This is a genomic window from Zongyangia acetica (assembly GCF_038739695.1).
In the GTDB taxonomy this organism is placed as follows: domain Bacteria; phylum Bacillota; class Clostridia; order Oscillospirales; family Ruminococcaceae; genus Zongyangia; species Zongyangia gallinarum.
In genome coordinates this window covers 1-2667 of the sequence record NZ_JBBEWN010000036.1, presented here as the reverse complement: position 1 = coordinate 2667, position 2667 = coordinate 1, and the positions used below count along the sequence as shown (strand labels likewise).

At 51.7% G+C, this 2667-nt stretch carries 1 rRNA gene; it reads right to left on the bottom strand.

Going from position 1 to position 2667, the window contains the following annotated elements:
- Positions 1 to 2472, bottom strand: a 23S ribosomal RNA gene (locus tag WGC32_RS14905); the annotation flags it as partial.
- Between the last annotated feature and the right edge of the window lie 195 nt (positions 2473 to 2667).

Sequence of the window (2667 nt, the reverse complement as noted above, 5' to 3'; positions counted from 1 at the left end):
GAATACAGCCCCAGGATGCGATGAGCCGACATCGAGGTGCCAAACCTCCCCGACGATGTGGACTCTTGGGGGAGATCAGCCTGTTATCCCCAGGGTAGCTTTTATCCGTTGAGCGATGGCATTTCCACTCACATACCACCGGATCACTAACTCCAACTTTCGTTACTGCTCGACCCGTCAGTCTCGCAGTTAGGCTGGCTTTCGCGTTTACACTCAAAAGCATGGTTTCCGTCCATGCTGAGCCAACCTTTGAGCGCCTCCGTTACCTTTTTGGAGGCGACCGCCCCAGTCAAACTGCCCACCTAACAATGTCCCCCGGCCGGATTCACGGCCGCAGGTTAGAATTCCAGCACTTCAAGAGTGGTATTCCAACAATGGCTCCAGAAACACTGGCGTGCTTCCTTCTCTGCCTCCCACCTATCCTATACATGAAATACCGAAATCCAATATTAGGCTACAGTAAAGCTCCATGGGGTCTTTCCGTCTTGTCGCGGGTAACCGGCATTTTCACCGGTACTACAATTTCGCCGGGCGGGCTGTTGAGACAGTGTCCAGATCGTTACACCATTCGTGCGGGTCAGAACTTACCTGACAAGGAATTTCGCTACCTTAGGACCGTTATAGTTACGGCCGCCGTTTACTGGGGCTTCAATTCAATGCTCTCACATCTCCTCTTAACCTTCCAGCACCGGGCAGGTGTCAGCCCCTATACGTCATCTTTCGATTTAGCAGAGACCTGTGTTTTTGCTAAACAGTCGCCTGGACCTATTCTCTGCGGCTCCATCTCTGGAGCACCCCTTCTCCCGAAGTTACGGGGTCAACTTGCCGAGTTCCTTAACAACCCTTCTCCCGTTGGCCTTAGAATTCTCTTCCTACCTACCTGTGTCGGTTTGCGGTACGGGCGCCTCAGATATTCACCAAGCTTTTCTCGCCTCATTCCATCCATGCTTCCCTACTAAATTTCGGTCCCTTTCGCCCAGGTCTACCAACGCCTGGGTCATGGACTTCCTAAGTGTCCCTTGGCTTAAATCTTTTGGCGGCTACGGAATCTCTACCGTATGTGCATCGGCTACGCCTCTCGGCCTCACCTTAGCTCCCGGCTTACTTGGAGCGGACGAACCTTCCTCCAAAAACCTGAGGCTTTCGGCCATTATGATTCTCACATAATTCTCGCTACTCATTCCGGCATTCTCACTCGTATGAAGTCCACCGCCGCTTCCGCTACGACTTCACCCCTCATACGACGCTCCCCTACCCCGCATACCTAAGTATGCAGCCCAAGCTTCGGTGTCATGTTTAGCCCCGTTAAATTTTCGGCGCAGGGTCACTCGACCAGTGAGCTATTACGCACTCTTTAAATGTATGGCTGCTTCTAAGCCAACATCCTGGTTGTTTTCGCAACCCCACATCCTTCTCCACTTAACATGTCTTTGGGACCTTAGCTGTGGGTCTGGGCTGTTTCCCTTTTGACCACGAGACTTATCTCACGTAGTCTGACTCCCATGAATCGATTATCCGGCATTCTTAGTTTGATAAGGTTCGGTAACCTCTCGGCCCCTAGCCTATTCAGTGCTTTACCTCCGGTAATCTCTCATGAGGCTAGCCCTAAAGCTATTTCGGGGAGAACCAGCTATATCCGAGTTCGATTGGAATTTCTCCGCTATCCACAGTTCATCCGCCGCCTTTTCAACGGAGGTCGGTTCGGCCCTCCATGGAGTTTTACCTCCACTTCAGCCTGACCATGGATAGGTCACCCGGTTTCGGGTCAAATGCATACAACTTTACGCCCTATTCAGACTCGGTCTCCCTTCGGCTCCACACCTGAAGTGCTTAACCTTGCTGCATACATTTACTCGCCGGACCGTTCTACAAAAAGTACCCGATCACACTTTGATGTGCTCTCGGTGCTTGTAGGCACAGGGTTTCAGGTTCTCTTTCACTCCCCTCCCGGGGTGCTTTTCACCTTTCCTTCACAGTACTATTCGCTATCGGTCACTGGGGAGTATTTAGGCTTGGAGGGTGGTCCCCCCGACTTCCCACGGGGTTTCACGTGTCCCGCGGTACTTTGGATACTGCTCGCTGTCTTCCCCTTTCGAATACGCGACTCTCACGCTCTCCGGTGCGCCTTCCCATGCGCTTCTTCTAGGGTACCTCAATGCTAAATGCAGTCCGTAACCCCAAGGGTATTGCTACCCTTGGTTTAGCCTCCTCCGCGTTCGCTCGCCACTACTAGCGGAATCTCGGTTGATTTCTTTTCCTCGCCCTACTTAGATGTTTCAGTTCAGGCGGTTCCCCTCATATACCTATGGATTCAGTATATGATACCCGGACATGACTCCGGGTGGATTGCTCCATTCGGACATCCACGGATCAATGTCTGCTTGCGACTCCCCGTGGCTTATCGTAGCTTGCTACGTCCTTCGTCGGCTCCCAGTGCCAAGGCATTCGCCCTGCGCCCTTTTTAGCTTGACCTTTATGTTCAAATCCTTTGGTTCTCTGAATGTTTGCCCTTGAGTCGGATTTCTCCTCCTCGGCTTCATTGTAGTTATTACCCAATTCTCTTTCGAGATATTTGAATCTTAACTTACCTCATTCGCAGTTTTCATTGTTCAGTTTTCAAGGTGCACCGCCTAGCGGCGGGGCATAACACGATCTGTGGCTCTTTCA